Source organism: Desulfobotulus sp. (genome assembly GCF_034006065.1).
Lineage (GTDB): Bacteria > Desulfobacterota > Desulfobacteria > Desulfobacterales > ASO4-4 > Desulfobotulus.
On record NZ_JAVETM010000001.1, the window covers coordinates 131,970 to 151,506 of the forward strand.

Below are 19,537 nucleotides of genomic sequence, written 5' to 3' on the forward strand. Positions count from 1 at the left end.
GAGAGGGGCCACCACCAGAGAAGAGATGAAGTTTTTGGTGCAGGAATGCTTTTCATGGTTTTTCCTTATGTGTTATTGTTTCTTTCAATAGAAACATGGCGGATATAAACACGCGGATCTCAGTTTGTCAATGATCTTTTTCATGCCTTGGTTCAGGCCTTGATCCCACCATAAAAGCCGACCTCAGGGTGGATCTGAGGTCCGACATTTCAGGGCCCGACGCTTTGAAAGGCGAAAAGATCTTGATAGATGGATGGATCAGGGCTTATAAAATGGCATTTATCATTATGAACTCCCGAAAACATGGAAAGCTCAGGATGGAATTCCAGCGTCTTCGTTGTGTCCATGGCAAGGGAGATTTCTGCTGAACGCGACTGTGATGGATTTTTTGGGGGTGAAAAATGAAAAAGAACGTGAACACAGCAGTTCCCAATTCCGGGTCTGCCTCCGGGAAACGGAAGAAGAAGGGATATGGACTTTTTTTTCTGATGATACTCGCTTTCCTCATGCTCCTTCCTTCCTGCAGCAGCAGTGGTGCCAAGTCTGCGGATCCGGAGATCGGGGTTTCCCTGCGCACCCATGAAAAGGACGGTGAAGTCACCATTGCCATTGCAAAGGAAGCCCTGAACCGGGAGTTTCTCTTTCAGGGGAACCGGGTGATTCTGGATCAGGCGGGATATTTCACGGGTCTGAAAAGCCGTATCGTGACCTTTCAGCGCAAGGGTTCAAGTCTTTTTCTGCTGGAGTCTCCCAAGGGGCACACCGTGACACCGGATACGCCTTTTGCCCTGATTCTTGCGGAATTTCCCATTCTCAAGGACGAAGAAGGCTGGATCACCTTTGATTTCAATGCGGGCATGTCGAAAATTTTCATGACCGAGGAGATGTATGCTTCGGATTCCGATGGGGAGAATTATAAGTCTTCCTTTAAAACCGCTTTGGTGCGTCACTGTTTTCTTAAAGGTGCGGATGTAAGGCGTCAGAACCGTCTGGCCGTACACCAGGCTGCTCAGGTGGAAAATGAGGCTGAGGTGATTCATGCGGAGCTGCACTACTACATCTCTCCTTATCAGCCGGACCCGACTTTTGAACCCACGCCCTCGCCTGGGTTCAGTCATGCAGGGTATTTTGAGGTAATGCCCCAGTTGAAGCCTGGGGGAGGGACGGAAGTCTTTGCCATGAAGTGGAACATCCACAGGGCTCCCATCACCTACTCCATGTCTGCCAACACGCCGGAAGAATTCCGTGAGGCTGTCCGAAACGGAGTCTTGTACTGGAATGCAGCCCTGGGACAGGATATTTTTACCGTGGACGTGGCTCCGGAAGGTGTCAGCGCTCCGGATATGGACCGGAACATCATCCAGTGGCTGGATTTTGATACGGCGGGCTCTGCCTATGCAGACATACAGGCGGATCCGAGAACGGGCGAGATTCTCCACAGCCAGATTTTTTTGAGCAGCATGTGGTCCGTGAAAAGCCGCAAGGACGCCTGGCGTTTTGTCCATCAGCAAGCCCAGGCCAAGGGCAGGGCCACCCACAGGGATGTCGCCCTTGCCAATTTCCACAGCCCCCATGTCTGCATCATTAAATCCGAGGACAGAATGGTGACGGCCATCGCCCGTCTTCTGGCATCCGATGCCACGGATGAGATGTTTCTTCGGGCCGCCCAGGCGGAAATCCAGGAGACCGTCACCCACGAGGTGGGCCATACCCTGGGCCTGCGCCACAATTTCGCAGGCAATCTCAACGCGGATTTAAAGGGCTACAGGCGGGAAGCGCTGTACCAGCTTTTTCTGGATCAGGGGGTCTACCTGCCCGTCATCCCCACCAGCAGCATCATGGATTACAACCTGCATTACGAATCCGCCCTGAACACCCGACGCTACCATGAGGAAAAGAAAGCCCTGCCCCATGACATCAGCACCATGCGCCATCTGTACCTGGGAGAGCCTCTGGAGAAACATATCCCCTTCTGCACGGATACGGACACGGAGGATCTGATCGACTGCCTCCGTTTTGCCTATGGCAGCTCTCCCATCGAATACGTCTCTTCGGAACTCCACAACAGGCTGGATCCCCAGAAATTACCCATGCAGATTTACCTGAATATGGTGCTTGAAATTCTGGATGGAACGGCGGTCAGCGACATTTACCTTTCCCCGGAAGAAATGGCTGAATCCCTTCTTGGGGGAAAACATCTGCTTTTGATGCCTTTTACGGAAAAGGGGCTGTATGTCCGTCCTTTGAAAACACGGTACCCGGATCTGAAAAAAGTGGATGCAGAACAGATGCGGCGGGATGTGATGCCCGTTGTGGAAGAAGATCTGAAACGCTGGCTTCGGGATAATCCCTATGGATGGAATACCCTGACCGATATGTTCAGGGTGGTGGACCCTACCTGGGAAGCCCAATGGAAAACGAACTTTAACCTCATTGTGAACGATCCCGCCTTTTACAATATCACCTCCCATGACGGAAAAATCCTGGAACTCAGTGCTGAGGAGCGCGGTCTTCTGCGTGACAAGGCCGCTGCTTTTTTTGAAAGGCTCATTCCGGCGCTTGTCAGAGCAGACATTGAAATTATTTCCGACCTTCCGCCCATCGATCTTGTGGACGGTGAGGCCGGTGATGCGCTGCTGAAAGCCTTTTCCAAGACCAGTGGCACCTATCTCATGGATCGCACGGGGGTTGTCCTGGATGCCACCATTCAGAACCAGGACCTCTTTCTGCCCCTTTTCCGGTATAACTGGCAGCTTCGCTCAGACGCCAGGAACCTGTTCAAGGACAGGGCCGTATCCTCGGCGCTGTGGTGGGGCAGGCGGGAAGCAGCAGACATTCATGAGGAACTGCTGGATATCCTGGATGATGCCGTGGTTCCAACGGGAGTGAAGTTTCTTGATGGATCCCTTTTCAACGATTTTCAGAAATCCACGAACCCCGTTTTCCAGTGGTATTTGGAAAACCATCGCCTGGCGGACAACGATTGATTGAATGCAGAATCAGAGCATCAGGGCAGCTTTTCCTGTCCTGATGCTTCCCCCTTCCTGGCCATGGTTCGTTCTCATGACAGAAGTGGCACGCTGGGCCTGCAGGAAAGCCCTCCTCACCTGGAACATCCGCCTTGTCTTTCAGGGGGAAACAGACTTCATCATAAATCTCAGCCCTTGAGCCCTGCTTCCAGCAGGATTCTTGCCCCTTCTCCTCCCCGTATAAAAGCCGTTTCAAGGTCCCAGTCCCCTTGTTTTCGGCTTCCCACGGGATTGCTGACGCTCCGCAGCGCCAGAATGGGAACCCCGTACAAGGCTGCGGTGTGAAAGGCGGCAGCCCCTTCCATGTTTTCAAGAATGCCGCTGGTTTCCCTTGCAATGGCAAAGGCTGTTTTTTTCTTCGTGGTCACAGTACTCACCGTGACAAAGGGGCCGCAGACAGGAGGGCGGGGGATTTTTTCCTGAAAAAGGTCCATGGCCTTTTGGAGGAGATTTTTTTCTGCAAGATAGCGGCCTGGCCTTAAGGGGGTGTTTTCAAGAAGGGAAAAGGGCAGGGGAAAAGGGTATACGGAGGCAGATTCCAGGCCCGTATGCAGGTCCAGCTCTTCGGTCGCCAGGGCAAGGTCGCCCATGGCAAGGCCGCTTCCCGGATACATACCGCCACAGCCCACCTGCAGAACCCAGTCCGGACGGACTGTGGCAAGCACCACGGCCAGACGCGCCGCCGTGTTAGAGACTCCGGCCCCGGAAGTGAGAACCCAGACGACATTTTTTCCCAGAAGTCCCCGCACAAGGGAAAGGCCTGAAACCTGAAATCGTTCCCGATTGTGAAGAAAGGCTTCCACGGGACGCGCTTCCTGGGGAACGGCGGTAAGAACAAGAACAGGTTTCATGCCCTTTCTTCTCCACTGGCCATTCCCCGCTTCAGGATATCCATAAAACCATGGATGCGTTCTTCAGGTCTCGTATTTTCCAGGAAACCGCCCCCAAGATAGGGAAGAACCGAGGCGAGAAGGAAACGATCCATGAGGGCTTCGAGAAGAAAGAGGGTTTCAGCTTCAGGAAGATCCGGACGGATTTCCCCCCGTCTTGCTGCGGCCTGGAGCAGTTCGGAAAGAAAGGTCTTTCCTTCTTCCCGGAGCCGGGTAAGGAAAAGATCCCTGAAAGGAACATCTGGTTCCATGAGCAGATGGGTATAAAGCCTGTAAATGAGCGGATGGTTGCGGGTGAAGGCCAATCCTGCTTCAAGAATCCGGGCAAGGCGGGAAAAGATTTCCACCTCTGAAGAACTGTCCCGGACCTTGCGCAGGGTGTCCTTCACCGCATCCAGGCTGTGGAGAAAAACTGCGGCGAAAAGACCTTCCTTATCCCCGAAGTACTGAAAAATGGACCCTTTGGCAATGCCAGCCCTCTCCACCATCCGGTTGATGCTGGCAGCGCTGTAGCCTTTTTCCGCAAACTCCTGGAGGGCTGCGTGCAGTACCCGCTCTTTTTTTTCTTCGGGAAGGCGCTCAAAGGTTTTTCTCGGCTTCACAGAAGATCGTCCCTTTTCCGCAGGAGGGCCATCATGGCTTCCAGGGCGAGGAGGTACCCTCGCACGCCAAGGCCCACAATCTGGCCTGTGGCGATGTCCGAAACATAGGAATGCCTGCGAAAGGCCTCGCGTTTGTGGATATTGGAGATGTGGACCTCAATGATGGGTACATGCAAAAGCAAAAGGGCGTCCCGGATGGCCACACTGGTGTGAGTGAAGGCTGCGGGATTGATAATGACTCCGTCCACCTTGCCAAAGGCCCCCTGGATACGATCCACCATGGCTCCTTCATGGTTGGTCTGGAAGGTTTCAAGGGAAAATCCCCGCTCTTCTGCCATGCGGACAAGGACTGCGTTGATACCATCCAGGGTGAGTTTGCCGTAAATTTCCGGCTCCCGCTGCCCCAGCATGTTGAGATTGGGACCGTTGAGCACAAGAATTTTTTCCGTCATCAGGACTCCCTGCCATGGGCGCTTTCAAGGATTGCATGAAATTCCGAGATGGTCCGGCCATAATCCGGGGTGCTGAAAATGGCAGAACCCGCCACCAGGACATCGGCTCCGGCCTGGGAAACGCTTTTAAGGGTTTCAGGGTTCACCCCGCCATCCACCTGCAGATGGATGGGACGTCGGCTGCGGACAATACGTTCCCGGATACGGGCGATTTTTTCCAGGCACTGGGGAATGAACTTCTGGCCTCCGAATCCGGGATTCACCGTCATGACCAGAATGAAATCCACATCCTCCATCACCCAATCGAGAACCTCCGGCGGTGTCCCAGGATTGAGGGCAACCCCAGGTCTTGCCCCCAGGCTTCGAATGAGCTGAAGGCTTCTGTGCAGGTGCGGACAGGTTTCCGCATGTACGGAAATAAGGTCCGCCCCGGCCTTGACAAAGGCGGGGATGAGGGCGTCCGGCTCCACGATCATAAGATGCACGTCCAGGGGAAGGGAAGTGCTTTTGCGGGCGGCTTCAACAATGATGGGACCATAACTGATGTTGGGTACAAAACGACCGTCCATGACATCAATGTGAATCCAGTCCGCACCTGCGTTTTCCACAGCATGGATTTCTTCACCCAGACGGGTGAAGTCCGCAGAGAGAATGGAGGGGGCGATGAGGGTTCTCATGGGTTTGTATCCTCTTGGGGTCGATCTGGAGCGTTCCGGGGTTCGGGGAGATTGGAAGGGTCAAGGGCCATAAGGGAAAAACCGTACCGGCCTCCTGCGTACAGGATATCCGGTTTTCCTGTGAAGGGATGCAGTCTTGCTTCAAAAACGGGAAACCCGTTCTCCTCAATGCGGACATGGGCTTCGGAGGAGCCTGGAATGAGGAGGAAAACTTCCTGGTTCCCCTCGAATACGTCATCCACAAAATCAAAGGTAAGACCCCAGGCCGTAAGACTGCCGCGGATGTGGGAACGGATCAGGGTATGGGGCAGCCTGTAACGCACAAGACGCATGCCCTGGATGAGGTCCAGGGCGTCACGCGGCGTCTGGGGCTGGTTCATGATGACCCCCACACCAGAATGGGCAAGTACGGGCGAACCCGGAGGCGGGGTCTGATCCAGGACGCGGTTGGGCGGAAAATCCGGGTTGCTGGCGCTGCGCAGCTCGCTGATGCGGAGATTCAGCCTGTCAAGGGTGCTGAGCATATCTTCGGCATGCATGCCCTGAAGGTCTGGCATGCGAAGGATCAGGGGACGTTTACCCGCACTGAGAAGGAGGTTTACGGAAGATCCCGCCGGAAACCAGCTTGCCGCATCGGGATCCGAGGCAATGACATGGCCTTCCGGTATGCTGTCGTGAAAAAGGAGGCTGCTGTGGCCTGCCTTGAAGACTCTGGCTTCCAGATGGCTTAAGGCTTCTTCCCTGCGCAGTCCCCGAAGTTCTGGCACCTGGATTTTCTGCGGCCCTCTGGAAAGGAAAAGCCGAATCTCCCGGCCGGTTTTCAGAACATGACCCGGCGGCGGATCCTGACGCACCACATGATTCTGGGCCAGGGTGTCCGAATAGTCAAAGCCCGCCACCCGGATGCCCAGGTTTTCCGTCTCCATCTGCTCAAGAACATCCACAATGTCCCGGCCTCTGAGGTCCGGAACCGTCATTTCCTTGGATTTTCCAAGGACAAAACCAAGGCTGAGGTAGGCCGCAAACCCCATGAGACCGCAGAAAAGGGCAAGTCCCAGGATAAAAATCAGGGTCTGCTTGAGAATACGGGATGTCCTGGTGGAGCCTGACATTTATACGATAACCTTACGTCTTCCGGTTTTTCGGAGAGCCACGGCGAAAAAGCCATCCAGCTCAAAGCTTTCCTTCCAGGGCATGAACTCGCCCTTTTCCGTGATGAGGCTGCGGGCCTGATCGGGAAAGCGCGCGCCGGGAACCTCCCGCTGCATTTCGGGATGGGCGGCAAGGAACTGGTCAATGAGCTCTGTGGTTTCTTCGGGTTCCGTGGAGCACACGGCATAAACCATGAGACCACCTGGTTTGAGAAGCAGCGAAAGGGTATGGAGCAGGCGGGCCTGGCGCTGGGAAAAATGCCCGAAGCCGCCTGGTTCCCGGTTCCATTTGATGTCCGGATTTCTGCGGATCACTCCCATACCCGAGCAGGGCGCATCCAGCAGTATCCGGTCAAAGCGGCCAAGGTTCAGACTGCTTTGTTCATGGGTAAGGTCGGCTGCCTGGGTTTTCACCAGGGTGATGCCCAGTCGCTGCATTTCGTGACTAAGACGCATCAGTTTGGCCGCGCTGAGATCCGAGGCAAGAATCTCCCCCTTGTTCTGCATGAGCTGGGCCATATGACCGGTTTTACCCCCATAGCCTGCGCAGGCGTCAAGAACGCGTTCTCCGCTGCGGGGGGCAAGCATGAGGGTAACAAGCTGGGCTGCGGCGTCCTGAATCTGGAAAAAACCGTCCCGGAATCCAGGAAGACGGTCAATGGCTCCGTCGGGATGGGAAAAGTCGATGGCATCCTCCACCCAGGGGTTGGGCTGGATATCCCTCACCTTGTCCGTAAGCAGTTCCAGAACCTTTTTCTGATCCGTACGCAGGCGGTTCACCCGAAGAGTCATGGCGGGAATGCGGTTTACCGACTGGGCAAGAGCTTCGGTTTTTTCTTCACCGAAACGGGCGCACCAGCGTTCCAGCATCCATTCCGGTATGGCCTGCTTCCAGGCCAGACGCTGAACCAGGGGCGTATGCGCGGGGGGGTCATAGACATCCCGCCAGACCTTCTGAACATTCCGCAGCACCCCGTTGACAAAACCGGGGGCTCCACGGGTGCTGCTGATGAATTTGGTAAGGTCAACGGCTGTATGGATGGCAGCGGATTCAGGCACCCTGTCCAGGTAGATGAGCTGGAAAATGGCAATGCGCAGGATATCCCGGATTTTCGGCTCAATTTTGTGCAAGGGGGTTCTGGAGCTTTCGGCAATCACCCGATCCAGACGGCTGCGCCACCGCAGAACACCGTAAACGATGGCGTTCATGAGACGCCGGTCCTTGGGATCCATGGCGTTGATGGTGGTCTGAAAATCCTCGATGACAAGGTCCAGGGGCAGACGGCGGGCCTGGATCTTGATCAGGATCTGAAGGGCGGTTTTTCTGGCATCGCTTTGCATGAAGTTCCTTATGCGGGTTCTGAGCTGGGTAAAAAGAGGGTTTTTGTACGCCCTTTATGAAAAAACAGCGCCTGGTGGCAGAGGACGTCCCCGGAGAAAATCCGCCGCAGGCATACGTTTTCCAGACGGCCCCTGCAGGCTGTTCACAAGGACAGCGCCCTCTCCTGCGGCCACCATCAGGGTGGCGGGAGGGGCTTTGAGAAGGGTGCCCGGAGAGGCCTTTTCCGGAGAAGCGATGGCCTGCACCTCAAAAATTTTGAAAACCCTGTCGCCCAATTGCGTGAAGGCTCCCGGCCAGGGGGTCATTCCCCGGACATGAGCATCGATGGCTGAGGCGGGCAGATGCCAGGGAATACGACCGTCCTCTTTTTTCAGAAGGGGAGCATAGGTGGCCTCTTCCGGGTTCTGGGGAATGGGTTTTATACGCTTTTCTGTAAGGGCATCCAGGGTTTCCACAATGAGATCCGCGCCAAGGAGGGAAAGTCTGTCATGGATATCCGAAGCTGTATCCCGCTTTTCGATGGGAAGGACTTTCTGAAGGAGAATGTCGCCCGTATCCATGCCCGCATCCATCATCATGGTGGTGACACCGGTCTCTTTTTCCCCATGGGCCACAGCCCACTGGATGGGCGCAGCGCCCCTGTATTTCGGGAGCAGAGAGGCATGGATATTGATGGCTCCCAGGGAGGGAAGGGCCAAAAGCCTGGCAGGGAGAATATGACCATAGGCCACCACCACAAAGACCTCAGCCTGATGTGCAAAAAGCTCTTGGTAAACCGCATCCCCCTTCATGGAGGAAGGCTGAAAGACGGGCAGGCCCAGGAGAAGGGCTTCTTCCTTCACCGGAGGTGCCTGGATTTTTTTCCCTCGGCCCTGGGGTTTATCCGGCTGGGTGTACACCGCCACAATTTCATGACCTGCGCGGACAAGGGCTTGAAGGGGCGGCAGGGCAAAATCGGGGGTTCCCATGAAAACAATCCTCATCAGGCCATCTCCCTGCGGATCTGCTTGGCGACACGTTTGGCATAGAGGCTGCGCTTTAAGGGGCTGATGCGATCAATGAAAAGAATGCCCGCAAGGTGGTCCATTTCATGCTGCACAATCACCGCCTCAAAACCTTCAAGATCCAGGGTCAGAGGTTCGCCCTTCTCGTTCTGGCCTTCCACCCGGATACGGGTGAAGCGGTTCACGTTGGCGCGGAAATCCGGAACACTGAGGCAGCCTTCGTTTTCAGAAACAGCACTCCCTTCGCTTTCCAGGAGCCTTGGATTGGCAAGAACCCTGAAGGCTCGTTTTTCCGGATCCGCATCCGGGTCATAAACGATGAGGCTCAAGGGTTCTCCGATCTGGTTGGCTGCAAGACCGACCCCTGGCGCTTCATACATGGTATCCACCATGTCCTGGATAAGATCCTGAAGAGCCTGGCCGAAATCTGTGACCGGCAGGGTGCTTTGTTTTAAAAAAGGATCGGGATAGGTAAGGATGGAGCGTATGGCCATGGCAAACCTTTCATTAAAAGGCAATGGAGCGGCGCATGCCGGAGGCATTGCCTCAGAAAATCAAAAAAATGTCGGTTAAGACTTTTAAAATGCGTATTCCCGCCTGAACCTCGGAGGCTTACGGGTGCAGCGCCCCAAACCCCAGGGCGCTCTTTTTTAAACCTTGATGTCTTCATACAAGTATCTGTTTGCCGATCCAAAGCCCTTGGGAAGGCCTTATCCAGGATTGGAGCCGGGATGGGCGCAGCTCTGAACAACCTTTGATTATAGCCCATGGGAAGGAAATGAAAAGAAAAACCTCAAGGCTTACGGACAAATCCATGGGCAGGATCACATATCCCGAATTTTTTCTGATTGCAGGTCAGGGACTTTGGAGGTGGCGCTTGAAAATTGAAAACCGGTCAGCAGGGCAGATCCGAGCCCCACAAAAATCACAGGGAACATCAGCACCACATGACTGAGCAGGGCATAGCCCGCTGCATCCGCACCACGGATTCCGAACAGGGCCAAGCCAAAAACAACCCCAGCTTCCCATATCCCCCAGAAGCCGGGCACCGAAGGAATGGCGATGAAAAAGTTCACAATCACCATGACCGCGATAAGATGAAGAAAATTCTCCGGAATGCCGCTGCTGGCTTTGGCGAGAAACCAGTAGGGCAGTACCTGCATCATCCAGATGGCAAGGGAGAGAAAAAGGCAGTAAAAAAGCCTTGCGGGCCTGCGCAATCCTGCAAAACCCGATGCAACCTGATCCAGAATTTTTTCCATCATCGGAACAAAGCGGCTCAGGAGAAAGGTTCGGAAGGAGGAGGGGAGGCCTGGAAAATAATAAACCAGACCACGGAGCATTTTTTTCCCTGCCTCCCTCAGGATGGACATCTGGAGGCCGGCGATGAGCAGCACGAGAATCAGGCAGAGCCAGGCCATTTTTCCGGCAATGGCGAGGAGGGTCTGACTGCTGAGCTGGTATCCGCCGAAATCATGTACACCTGCCCCTCCCATGTCCATAAAACCAAAGACAAAAGCAAGCAGGGTAAGAAGCACAACCAGATCCAGCACGCGCTCCGCCGCAATGGTGGAAAGGGTGGTGGGGAAAGGCACGGATTCTTTTTTTGCAAAAAGCACAGGCCTTACAATTTCTCCCACTCGGCCAGGCAGAATGCTGTTGAGCATGAACCCGATCATCATGGGGTGAAAGACCGGAAAAAAGGAAACCTTGCGGGTGTGGGCCAACAGACTCTGCCAACGCCAGGCTCTGAGAACAAAACCCAGGACACAGAAAAAAACGGCGGGAAGAATCCATACATAGGCGATATTCCGGAAATAGGTCAGAACCTCCCCTAAAGGCGCATGCCGGAAAGCCAGGTACAGAGCCCCCAGAGACAGAGGAAGAGCAAAGAAAAGCCCCAGGCGCTGTGTCTTGTTCATGGGATCTCTGTCAGTCCTTTCTCACAAAAGAGCATTCTTGCGTTTTGAATGTCCTTTTGGATCTGGGCGGAGAGCGCTTCAATGCCGGAAAACTTTTCTTCCCCTCTCAGGCGTTTGATAAAATTCACCCTGATTTTCTTTCCATAGAGATCACCTGAAAAATCAAGAATATGAACTTCGACGGTGAAAAGATTGTCGCCAAAGGTGGGGCTGTATCCGATATTGGCGACCCCACAGTGCCTGCCAAGGTCGCTTTCCACGGTAACCGCATACACCCCTGTCGCAGGGCAGAGTTCATCCTGAAGACGGATATTGGCCGTGGGGAATCCCAGAAGTTTGCCTCCCCGCTTACGCCCAGGCTCCACCTCGCCCCGCACCTGATAAAAACGTCCCAGCATGGGGACAACGCTTTCCATATCGCCCTGGCTCACCACCTCCCGGATACGTGTGCTGCTGATCCGTTCTTCCATGTTGTCCGGCGCGACCCAATCCGGAACCATGACATCAAAACCAAGGGATTCGCCCATTTCCCTGAGCAGGGAGATTCTTCCCTCCCGATTGCGGCCAAAGGCATAATCCGGTCCCACCACAATGGCCTTCATCCCAAGGGTTTCCAGAAGAAGATTCTGGATGAAATCCTTGGCGGACATATGGGCGAAGTTTCTGTCAAAGGGAAGCACCAGCAGGGCATCCAGGAGTCCGGATGCAGCAATGAGCTCGATTTTCTGTTCCTTCAGCGTAATGAGGGGAGGGCGGCGCTCCGGTCGCAGAACCACCAGGGGGTGGGGATCAAAGGTCATGGCTACGGCTTCGCCCTGGATGGCGTCCGCCTTTTCCCGGACCATTTTAAAAAGGGCCACATGGCCTTTGTGAACGCCGTCAAAATTACCGATGGTGACAACCGCACGGGTATAGGGTCGAAAAATTTGTGAAATATGCTCAATGACTTGCATGATGGAATGCGTCCTCTTCCCAGGGTTCCGGATATGAATCCGAGGCCCTTTTGTCCTTTATCAGGTCTGGTCTTAAATTTTTCTTCTTGACACCACAAACTGAGGGCTATATAAATCGTCGCGTTGCTGAGGTCAATAGGGTTTATTTTTAATAAAACCTCTTGAAATCTCAATAAAATGCCGAAGTGGTGGAATTGGTAGACACGCTAGGTTCAGGGTCTAGTGGATGCAAATCCGTGGGAGTTCGAGTCTCCCCTTCGGTACCATCAGTTAAAGATTGACAAGTGTTCGGATACAAGGTAATACATTTTCGTTTATAGTTATGCGCCGAAGTGGTGGAATTGGTAGACACGCTAGGTTCAGGGTCTAGTGGATGCAAATCCGTGGGAGTTCGAGTCTCCCCTTCGGTACCATACCCCGCACATGTGGTTCGGGGTTCTTCATAGCTGGATTCGGTTTTGGAAAATTCGGGTTGAGGTGCGTGCACCCATTTGGGATTCTTGTGGATTTCAAAAAACTTGAGTTTAATGAAAACCGTCCGGCTTTTGTTTTGTCAATGGGGTCGAACATACAGCCCTTTTTTCACAGGGTCGATGTACGGACCAGGAAGTAATCATGAAAGCAAAAACGGCTTCTGCTCCCATATTTTATAACCGACATCATCCGTGGACGCCCTCTTTCTTTTTGCCCCACCATTCCTCTGATGCCTCTTTTGCCATTCCCCAGAACACGGTAAAGTCCCTGACCGGGCTGCGTGAATATTCCCCACGGCATGGACGCTGGGATGCGCCCCATTTTCCCATTCCCTTCTTCTGCTGCTGAACCATCCTGTCCTTAATTTTACAAATACAGGCGTTTTACAGAATTAAATTGCAAGCGGCCCTGCCCTTTTTTAAAAAGGTAGGGCCGCTTTTTTGTTCACCCGAGGACGCTACGGGATATACCCCAAAACACGGGGAAGCCAGAGTACGGCGGCGGGAAAATAGGTGAGAAAAACCAAGACGACAATCTGTATGGCAAGAAAAGGCATCACAGCCTTTGACATGAACAACAGATTTCTGTCCGCCACGGAACCTGCGATGAAAAGACTGACGCCCACAGGCGGGGTACAGTATCCCAGGGCCAGGTTTACGGTGAGGATCAGCCCAAAATGCAAAGGATCAATGCCGTAGTGAGCGATGATGGGCAGTAAAACGGGACCGAGGATGAGGGTGGCTGAAATGATATCCATGAACATCCCCACAAAAAGGAGGAGAATGTTCATGGCAAGGAGCAGTATTTCAGGGGATGTAATACCAGAAAGAACGGCTTCAGTGATACGGCCTGGAATATTTTGAAGGGTCATGTAACGGCCGAATACGGAAGCACCCGCCACAATGATCAGAAGGCTTGCGGAAGTGACTGCAGAATCCACCACCACACGCCTAAGACGCCTGAGATCCATGGATTTATGAATGAAAATTTCCACAACCATGGCATAAGCCGATGCCACCACAGCCGCTTCATTGGCGGTGAATATGCCGGAAAAAATGCCTCCGAAAATAATGACAGGCAGCAGAATGGCCCAGATTCCGTCTTTCAGTGCCGCCTTCATTTCGCGGCTATCCATGCTGGTGGCATGTAGATCTTTGTTGTTCCGGAAGATCCAGGCCGTATACAGGCAGGTTCCCAGGGTAATGAGGATGCCGGGCAGAAAGCCTGTGAGGAACAGGCCTTCCAGGGAAACATTGCTGATCATGCTGTAGAGGATCATGCCGATGCTGGGCGGTATGATCACTCCGAGATTGGGGGCCGTGGTCATGACGCCCGCAGCATAGCTTTCCGGATAACCATGGGCTTTGAGGGCGGGAATCATGAAACCACCGATGGCCACCACCGTGGCCACCGTGGAGCCGGAGATGGCTCCGAAAAAAGCGCAGGCCACCACACCTGCCATGCCAAGTCCTCCGGGAAGAAAACCCACAAAGGCCTGGGCAATGCGGATGAGTTTTTCCACAATTTTGCCGGATGTCATAATATTGCCGCAAAGAATGAAAAAGAGCACCACCACCAGGGCAAAATTATCAAGACTTCGTAAAAGGGTCTGAAACACAAGCAAGAGAGGCATTTCCGTAAACAGGAGAAAGCCTCCCAGAGCGGCAAAAATGAGACAGATGAAGACGGGAATATAGGCGGCCATGGCGCCCATGAGGATGAGCAGAAGAATCAGATCCGGTGTGGTCATGTTTTTTTCCGGGCTTCGATCCGGGCTCCCTCAGCCTGCCATACTGCCAGCGCCTGCTCCCCTGCGCGGATCAGCATCAGGAGACCGGACAGAGGGAGGATGCCATATAAGATCCAGAGGGGCATGTTCCAGATAATGGTGGCCTGCCCCGTACGGTACATCATGAGCATCAGCTCACCGCCAAAACGCAGCATCATCAGGGCGAAAACCATAACGGCAAAAAGGCTGATCAGGGACAAAAGCCGCTGGAGTCTCGGAAAGATCTGGGCCAGGGCATCCACCCGGATCAGTCTGTCTTTGCGTATGGCCACGGAAAGCCCCACAAAGGTGGTGTAGATGATGGTGTTGCGGACCAGCTCATCAGCGCCTGCAAAGGTGATATGAAAACCATAACGCAGGACAACGGAGGCAAAAAGACCCAGCAAAGCCGCCATGACGGCGGCAAAAAGCGTCCACTCCTCAAATTGCTTGATGAGATAACAGACCCGTTTCAAGGCTTTTCTCCCAGAAAACTCTGCACTTCCATCAGATAATCCTTGGGACGGTAGGTGTCGTGGCGATGGAGACGGTTGATTTCGTTTTTGTATCGCTCATGAACCTTGGCGGATCGGGTTTTCAGTTCCGCCATTTCCTGTTCAGGCAAGGTATGGAACTGAACGCCCGCATCCTTGGCTTTTTGAATTTCTTCTTCTTCCTGGGCCTTGGCCAGTATCCGGATTTCTGCGGCTACTTCCTTTACGGTTTCAATGAAAAGGCCCCGTAAATCTTCGGGGAGACTGTTCAGCCAGGCCTGGTTGAAAATCCAGATAAAAAGTCCCTGGGCATAATTAATCTGGGTGAAATGGCGGGCGACCTCAAATTTTTTGGTGATATTGCAGACCGTTGGCGTATGGTCGAGGGCATTGATGACCCCCTGTCTCAGGGCCACAGGCACATCGGGCCAGGGCATGACCACAGGACGAAGGCCCCATTCCCGGTAGATCAGCTGATTGACAGCCGCTTCCGCGATGCGGAAACGTACGGTGCGGGCTTCGGCCAGGGTGGTGATGGGCTGAGTGCTGGCCCAGCCGTAACTGCCGTAAGCCGTGATGTCGAGTCCGACAATCCCCTGGTGTTCCATGGCTTTGAGAAAATGCTCAAAGAGAATACCGGAGTTGACAAAGCGCTCCAGCTGTTCAAAGGAGTCCACGAGAAAGGGAAGATTGACAAGACCAAAGCGCGGCCCAAGGTTGGTGGCGGCCACGGAGCTGACACCCATGCCCTGTATGGCCCCCATCTGCAGCAGGTTGAGAACTTCCACTTCGCCTCCGAGGAGGGAGAGGGGCTTGAAGTCCACATAGATTTTGCCTTCGCTTTTTTCCCATATGCGATCCCGAAGCACAAAACCTGCCGACACCCCCTTAATCACAGGATGGGAAACGTTGGATACAATGCAGCGGTATGGGGCACTTTCAGGGTTAAAGGCAGGGGTGAAGGCTTCCAGCGCACTGTTGGCAAAGGCCAGGACAGGCGTCAGCATGAGGCTGAGTGTGAGCGTGGTACGGAAAAAGAGGCGAGGCAACATGAAAACTCCTTTGTCAGAGCGGCAAACTACGGGTTAAAAAGGGGACGCCCCAGCGTGAGAATGGCCCTGCGCAGATCTCTCAGAGACAATACATTGCTGCCGATGCGTCGCTGGATCAGATATCCCTCAAAAAGTGCGGTAACCAGGGCCCCGAGCTTGCGGAGGCCTTCGTAATCCGTGGCATAGGGAGAAAGGATTTCCGCAAACAGGTCGCTGGAAAGCCTGTATATCCCCGTATTCAGCCGGTCCCGGACTTCCGGATCTCCGGATCCCTGCACGGTGAATTCAAGGAAGATTTTGGGCCATTCATCATCTCCGATCATGGCTTCGAGGAAGTCCACAAGAACTTCAAGGGCGCTTTCGCCATCCTGAGCTGCATCCAGGCGGGCCTTGCGTTCTTCCCGGTGCTGGTGCAGTCTGGCCTGCATGATGTCCAGGAAAAGGGCGTCCTTGCTTTTCCAGTAGCGGTAGAAATTCCCCTTGGCGTATCCGGCGCGTTCGGTGATCTCTGCAATGGTCGCTGCAGCATAGCCCTTTTCACCAAAAACCTGGACAGCCGCAGCCATGAGTTCTTCTTCGGTCTGCTTTGATTTCATCTGTTGCTTGGTTTGCATGATGACCCTTATTCATTTTATGACCAATGGTCAATGTTTGGGGGGATTAACATTCCGTCCGCCCCTTGTCAATGGCAAGCCTGTTTTTTTTCTGCTCGGCCGTTCCGAATTTTTAAAATGGTTGCAACGCAAAAAAAAAGCCCTATAATTTTTTTCAGTTTTATCTTTTCAAGGGTTTCAAAATCATCTGTTCCATACGGATAGCATAAAGACAACAAAGAGGAAAATTCATGCATATGCCAGCCTATGATTTTTTTAAAGCCGCTTCTCTGACAGGGGAGCTGGTGGATTACGCAACGGACACGTGGCAAAGGCAGATCCTGTTCTGGGATATCTTACGTAAACGCGGCAACATGTACCTTGAACATCTGGAAAAGGGACAACCTCCGGTTCTTGTTTTCAAGTATGAGGAAATCATGGATGCCCGCACCTTTGAGCGGCCTGTGAATTTTTCTCTGGTGCGGATTCTGGACAGCCGCGCACCTGAGCAAGCGGCCCTTTCCAAAGAAATGGAGAGACGGGAAGATCCCGTGCAACCTTCGGCAAAGGTGAGGGAGCTGCCCAAAAGACCCATTGTCATCATTGATCCCAGGGCAGGTCATGGCCCTGGCATCGGAGGCTCCAAGCAGGATTCAGAAATTGGTATGGCCCTGAAAAACGGGCACCCTGTCTATTTCATGCTTTTTTACACAGAGCCATGTAAGGGACAGACTCTGGCGGATGTACAGGCTGCCCAGGTTCGTTTTCTTGAGGAAGTGCGCCGCAGACATCCGGATACGGAAAAACCCGCCATCATCGGAAACTGTCAGGCGGGCTGGGCTGCGGCCCTTGTGGCTGCGGACCGACCGGATATTTCAGGTCCTCTGGTACTGAACGGCTCCCCCCTTTCCTACTGGTCCGGTGTGGAGGGCGCCAATCCCATGCGCTACAGGGGAGGGCTTCTGGGCGGGATCTGGATGAACTCCCTTCTCAGCGACCTTGGCAATGGCCTTTTTGATGGCGCCAACCTGGTTGCCAATTTTGAAAATCTGAATCCCGCCAACACCTACTGGACCAAGCTTTACACGGTTTATGACAAGGTGGATACGGAAGAAGATCGTTTCCTTGATTTTGAAAAATGGTGGGGCGGTTTTTTCATGCTGACCCGGGATGAAATCCACTTCATCGTGGAAAACCTCTTTGTGGGAAACCGCCTGGAAAGGGGAAAACTCTGGCTGCAGGAAGGTCAGGTCCTGGATCTGAAAAAACTTGAGGATCCCATTGTGATCTTTGCCTCCAGCGGAGATAACATCACCCCCCCCCAGCAGGCCCTGAACTGGATTCCCCGGGTATACGAGACCACAGAGGATTTAAAACGCCATAAACAGGTAATTATCTACATTGTACATGAGGACATCGGGCATCTGGGAATCTTTGTATCCGGTAAAGTCGCCCAGAAGGAGCATAACCAGATCATCGGATCCGTGGAAATGATTCCTTATCTGGCACCAGGCCTTTATGAGATGATCATTGAAGAAGAGCCCTCAAAGCCCTGGATGAATGACTACAAGGTCCGCTTTGAAGAACGAAGCGTTGAACAGATCCTTAAGTATGACGACGGCGTTGAGGATGAAGCTGCCTTCATCCCCGTATCCACCCTCTCCCAGGCCAATGATTATTTTTACAAAGTTTTTGTGAGCCCCTTGGTCCAGAAACTATCCAATCGCTACACAGCCGAGGCCTTGAAACAGCTCCATCCCCTGCGGGTACAGCGTTACGCCTTTTCAGATCTCAATCCCTTCATGCTGCCCTTTAAGACCATGGCCCGCATGGTTCTGAAAGACCGTAAGCCCATTGACCGGGAAACCAACTTCTTTGCCAGGATAGAAAAAGATCTTGCCTCAGGGATCGAAGACAGCCTCAATACCTACCGTGATATGCGGGATAAACGGGATGAACTTCTTTTCAAGGCCTTGTATGACACCTCTGTCATGCAATTCTTTTTCGCTCCGGCCATTGACAACCTGATCCGCGGCAAGAAGCCCGAAGCTGAACTGCTGGCCAAAGAAGCCCAACGCCAATCGGACCGGGAGTTCTGGCTTTCCAAAGTTGCGGAGGGAGGATTTAAAGAAGGCCTTGTGCGCATCATGGTGGCCATGATCAATGCGGATGCCATTCTGGATCACAGTGAATTGATCATGGCGCAGAAAATCATCATGGAGCATCCGAGATTGCGACGCATGAAACCCGATGCCTTCCGAAAGCTTGTGGTGGAACAGTCCCGCATCCTGCAGATCGACAGAGAAGAGGCCCTGAATGCCCTGCCCAGACTCATTCATCTGAAAAAAGACAGGGAGGAGGCCCTGGCCATTGCAGACCGGATTGCCCACGCGGATGAGGATTTTCCGGAGCCTGAGCGTCAGCTCATGGATCGCCTGCGGGCATCCATGAATATCGCTTAGAAGCGGACTTTTCATGGGCTGGGAGAATTTTTTTTCATTGAAAGATGCGGGGAAGGGGAAAGGCCAGTCAGGAGCACGCCTTTCCCCTCGCCTTATGGGAGGACGTGAAAGGTGTTTCTTGCAGGTATACAGGAGGAAAAGGGAAGGGGACTTTGGGTGTCCATTCTTGAAATGGACCGAAAGCAGGTGGTTAAAAAGTATCGAAAAGCCAGGTGTTTTTTTCACCCTTGCACGGATTTCACTGCAATGTCGGATTTTCTGACAGGCCTTTACAATGATGAAGGACTCTGGGTTCGTAAAAAACAATTCAGTCAGCTGGGGCGGCCACCCAAATACCGACAGGTGCCTCCCCGCATCCTTTTTCGCCCGGAGAGTGGAGGGGGCGATGCGGAGTACTTGGCTCTTCTTTCGAGTTTGCGCATTCCCCCCTCTGTGCTGATATCCCATGGGAACGATCAGATTCCGAAAACCTTACCTTGTGAATGTGTGGGCCCAGAAGCACTTCTTGATCTTGCCAGAGGGGTTCTCGAAGAAAAAAGACTGCACCTCGAGACGGTTTGTTCAGAAACACAAAAAGGACTTTTCATGGCTACAGCCATCGCCCTGTGGGGCGGAGAAAAAAATTGGCGACTTGTGCGCTATGGGGGATGAGGGCCCAAGGGCATCAGCGTT

At 53.4% G+C, this 19,537-nt stretch carries 17 protein-coding genes and 2 tRNA genes; 5 read left to right on the forward strand and 14 right to left on the reverse strand.

The window, feature by feature from the left end; all coding sequences use genetic code 11:
* The first annotated feature begins 488 nt into the window (after nucleotides 1–488).
* Nucleotides 489–2,987 carry a zinc-dependent metalloprotease gene (locus RBR60_RS00575; protein WP_320353660.1) on the forward strand — a complete coding sequence of 833 codons (2,499 nt, stop codon included), beginning with the start codon at nucleotides 489–491 and terminating at the stop codon, nucleotides 2,985–2,987.
* 170 nt (nucleotides 2,988–3,157) lie between these two features.
* On the opposite strand, the gene mqnB is transcribed toward RBR60_RS00575, so the two are convergent.
* The 10 genes from mqnB to RBR60_RS00625 form a co-directional block, all read right to left on the reverse strand.
* Entirely contained in the window at nucleotides 3,158–3,880 is a 723-nt protein-coding gene (gene mqnB, locus RBR60_RS00580) for a futalosine hydrolase (protein WP_320353662.1), read from the reverse strand.
* On the reverse strand, nucleotides 3,877–4,521 hold the full coding sequence (locus RBR60_RS00585) for a TetR/AcrR family transcriptional regulator (protein WP_320353664.1): 645 nt from the start codon (nucleotides 4,519–4,521) through the stop codon (nucleotides 3,877–3,879). The genes mqnB and RBR60_RS00585 overlap by 4 nt, the downstream gene beginning before the upstream one ends.
* The gene (aroQ, locus tag RBR60_RS00590) at nucleotides 4,518–4,973 is read right to left on the reverse strand and encodes a type II 3-dehydroquinate dehydratase (protein ID WP_320353666.1); all 456 of its coding nucleotides are present in this window, start codon (nucleotides 4,971–4,973) and stop codon (nucleotides 4,518–4,520) included. Before aroQ ends, RBR60_RS00585 begins: the two co-directional genes overlap by 4 nt.
* Nucleotides 4,973–5,650 carry a ribulose-phosphate 3-epimerase gene (rpe, locus tag RBR60_RS00595; RefSeq protein WP_320353667.1) on the reverse strand — a complete coding sequence of 226 codons (678 nt, stop codon included), beginning with the start codon at nucleotides 5,648–5,650 and terminating at the stop codon, nucleotides 4,973–4,975. The genes aroQ and rpe overlap by 1 nt, the downstream gene beginning before the upstream one ends.
* Nucleotides 5,647–6,762, reverse strand: coding sequence for a PASTA domain-containing protein (locus tag RBR60_RS00600; protein ID WP_320353668.1), 1,116 nt, complete (start codon nucleotides 6,760–6,762; stop codon nucleotides 5,647–5,649). The genes rpe and RBR60_RS00600 overlap by 4 nt, the downstream gene beginning before the upstream one ends.
* Nucleotides 6,763–8,142: a 16S rRNA (cytosine(967)-C(5))-methyltransferase RsmB gene (rsmB, locus tag RBR60_RS00605; RefSeq protein WP_320353670.1), complete on the reverse strand. Its 1,380-nt coding sequence runs from the start codon at nucleotides 8,140–8,142 to the stop codon at nucleotides 6,763–6,765.
* Nucleotides 8,143–8,196: 54 nt separating this feature from the next.
* Nucleotides 8,197–9,126: a methionyl-tRNA formyltransferase gene (gene fmt / locus RBR60_RS00610; RefSeq protein WP_320353671.1), complete on the reverse strand. Its 930-nt coding sequence runs from the start codon at nucleotides 9,124–9,126 to the stop codon at nucleotides 8,197–8,199.
* Complete coding sequence (def, locus tag RBR60_RS00615; RefSeq protein ID WP_320353672.1) at nucleotides 9,126–9,641, reverse strand: peptide deformylase; 516 nt, start codon at nucleotides 9,639–9,641, stop codon at nucleotides 9,126–9,128. Before def ends, fmt begins: the two co-directional genes overlap by 1 nt.
* Nucleotides 9,642–9,971: 330 nt before the next feature.
* Nucleotides 9,972–11,069, reverse strand: a complete 1,098-nt coding sequence (locus RBR60_RS00620; protein ID WP_320353673.1) for a lysylphosphatidylglycerol synthase transmembrane domain-containing protein — start codon at nucleotides 11,067–11,069, stop codon at nucleotides 9,972–9,974.
* A complete protein-coding gene (locus tag RBR60_RS00625; protein WP_320353675.1) occupies nucleotides 11,066–12,022 on the reverse strand; it encodes a bifunctional riboflavin kinase/FAD synthetase in 957 nt (318 codons plus the stop codon). The genes RBR60_RS00620 and RBR60_RS00625 overlap by 4 nt, the downstream gene beginning before the upstream one ends.
* Before the next feature lie 179 nt (nucleotides 12,023–12,201).
* Between RBR60_RS00625 and RBR60_RS00630 the strand changes: the two genes are divergently transcribed.
* Nucleotides 12,202–12,288 (forward strand) — tRNA-Leu (locus RBR60_RS00630).
* 60 nt (nucleotides 12,289–12,348) lie between these two features.
* Nucleotides 12,349–12,435: transfer RNA gene (locus RBR60_RS00635), tRNA-Leu, on the forward strand.
* Nucleotides 12,436–12,953: 518 nt separating this feature from the next.
* Here RBR60_RS00635 and RBR60_RS00640 read toward each other — a convergent pair.
* Genes RBR60_RS00640 through RBR60_RS00655 form a run of 4 tightly spaced genes read right to left on the reverse strand, consistent with a single transcriptional unit; the run spans nucleotide 12,954 to nucleotide 16,424 of the window.
* Nucleotides 12,954–14,246: a TRAP transporter large permease gene (locus RBR60_RS00640; protein WP_320353676.1), complete on the reverse strand. Its 1,293-nt coding sequence runs from the start codon at nucleotides 14,244–14,246 to the stop codon at nucleotides 12,954–12,956.
* Nucleotides 14,243–14,740 carry a TRAP transporter small permease gene (locus tag RBR60_RS00645; RefSeq protein ID WP_320353677.1) on the reverse strand — a complete coding sequence of 166 codons (498 nt, stop codon included), beginning with the start codon at nucleotides 14,738–14,740 and terminating at the stop codon, nucleotides 14,243–14,245. Before RBR60_RS00645 ends, RBR60_RS00640 begins: the two co-directional genes overlap by 4 nt.
* Nucleotides 14,737–15,810 (reverse strand): TRAP transporter substrate-binding protein, encoded by a 1,074-nt coding sequence (locus tag RBR60_RS00650; protein WP_320353678.1) that lies wholly within the window; start codon nucleotides 15,808–15,810, stop codon nucleotides 14,737–14,739. Before RBR60_RS00650 ends, RBR60_RS00645 begins: the two co-directional genes overlap by 4 nt.
* 26 nt (nucleotides 15,811–15,836) lie before the next feature.
* Entirely contained in the window at nucleotides 15,837–16,424 is a 588-nt protein-coding gene (locus RBR60_RS00655; RefSeq protein ID WP_320353680.1) for a TetR/AcrR family transcriptional regulator, read from the reverse strand.
* 230 nt (nucleotides 16,425–16,654) lie between these two features.
* Here RBR60_RS00655 and RBR60_RS00660 point away from each other — a divergent pair, with 230 nt between their 5' ends.
* Together RBR60_RS00660 and RBR60_RS00665 are read left to right on the forward strand one after the other, a co-directional pair.
* Complete coding sequence (locus tag RBR60_RS00660) at nucleotides 16,655–18,865, forward strand: DUF3141 domain-containing protein (protein WP_320353681.1); 2,211 nt, start codon at nucleotides 16,655–16,657, stop codon at nucleotides 18,863–18,865.
* 246 nt (nucleotides 18,866–19,111) lie between these two features.
* Entirely contained in the window at nucleotides 19,112–19,516 is a 405-nt protein-coding gene (locus tag RBR60_RS00665; RefSeq protein ID WP_320353682.1) for a hypothetical protein, read from the forward strand.
* The last annotated feature ends 21 nt before the right edge of the window (nucleotides 19,517–19,537 follow it).

What these genes read in the sequence shown, in the direction of transcription:
- RBR60_RS00575 (WP_320353660.1), top strand. Translation starts at nt 489, where the DNA reads ATGATACTCGCTTTCCTCATGCTCCTTCCTTCCTGCAGCAGCAGTGGT.
- mqnB (WP_320353662.1), bottom strand. Translation starts at nt 3,880, where the DNA reads ATGAAACCTGTTCTTGTTCTTACCGCCGTTCCCCAGGAAGCGCGTCCC.
- aroQ (WP_320353666.1), bottom strand. Translation starts at nt 4,973, where the DNA reads ATGACGGAAAAAATTCTTGTGCTCAACGGTCCCAATCTCAACATGCTG.
- rpe (WP_320353667.1), bottom strand. Translation starts at nt 5,650, where the DNA reads ATGAGAACCCTCATCGCCCCCTCCATTCTCTCTGCGGACTTCACCCGT.
- RBR60_RS00600 (WP_320353668.1), bottom strand. Translation starts at nt 6,762, where the DNA reads ATGTCAGGCTCCACCAGGACATCCCGTATTCTCAAGCAGACCCTGATT.
- rsmB (WP_320353670.1), bottom strand. Translation starts at nt 8,142, where the DNA reads ATGCAAAGCGATGCCAGAAAAACCGCCCTTCAGATCCTGATCAAGATC.
- fmt (WP_320353671.1), bottom strand. Translation starts at nt 9,126, where the DNA reads ATGAGGATTGTTTTCATGGGAACCCCCGATTTTGCCCTGCCGCCCCTT.
- def (WP_320353672.1), bottom strand. Translation starts at nt 9,641, where the DNA reads ATGGCCATACGCTCCATCCTTACCTATCCCGATCCTTTTTTAAAACAA.
- RBR60_RS00620 (WP_320353673.1), bottom strand. Translation starts at nt 11,069, where the DNA reads ATGAACAAGACACAGCGCCTGGGGCTTTTCTTTGCTCTTCCTCTGTCT.
- RBR60_RS00625 (WP_320353675.1), bottom strand. Translation starts at nt 12,022, where the DNA reads ATGCAAGTCATTGAGCATATTTCACAAATTTTTCGACCCTATACCCGT.
- RBR60_RS00640 (WP_320353676.1), bottom strand. Translation starts at nt 14,246, where the DNA reads ATGACCACACCGGATCTGATTCTTCTGCTCATCCTCATGGGCGCCATG.
- RBR60_RS00650 (WP_320353678.1), bottom strand. Translation starts at nt 15,810, where the DNA reads ATGTTGCCTCGCCTCTTTTTCCGTACCACGCTCACACTCAGCCTCATG.
- RBR60_RS00655 (WP_320353680.1), bottom strand. Translation starts at nt 16,424, where the DNA reads ATGCAAACCAAGCAACAGATGAAATCAAAGCAGACCGAAGAAGAACTC.
- RBR60_RS00660 (WP_320353681.1), top strand. Translation starts at nt 16,655, where the DNA reads ATGCATATGCCAGCCTATGATTTTTTTAAAGCCGCTTCTCTGACAGGG.
- RBR60_RS00665 (WP_320353682.1), top strand. Translation starts at nt 19,112, where the DNA reads ATGTCGGATTTTCTGACAGGCCTTTACAATGATGAAGGACTCTGGGTT.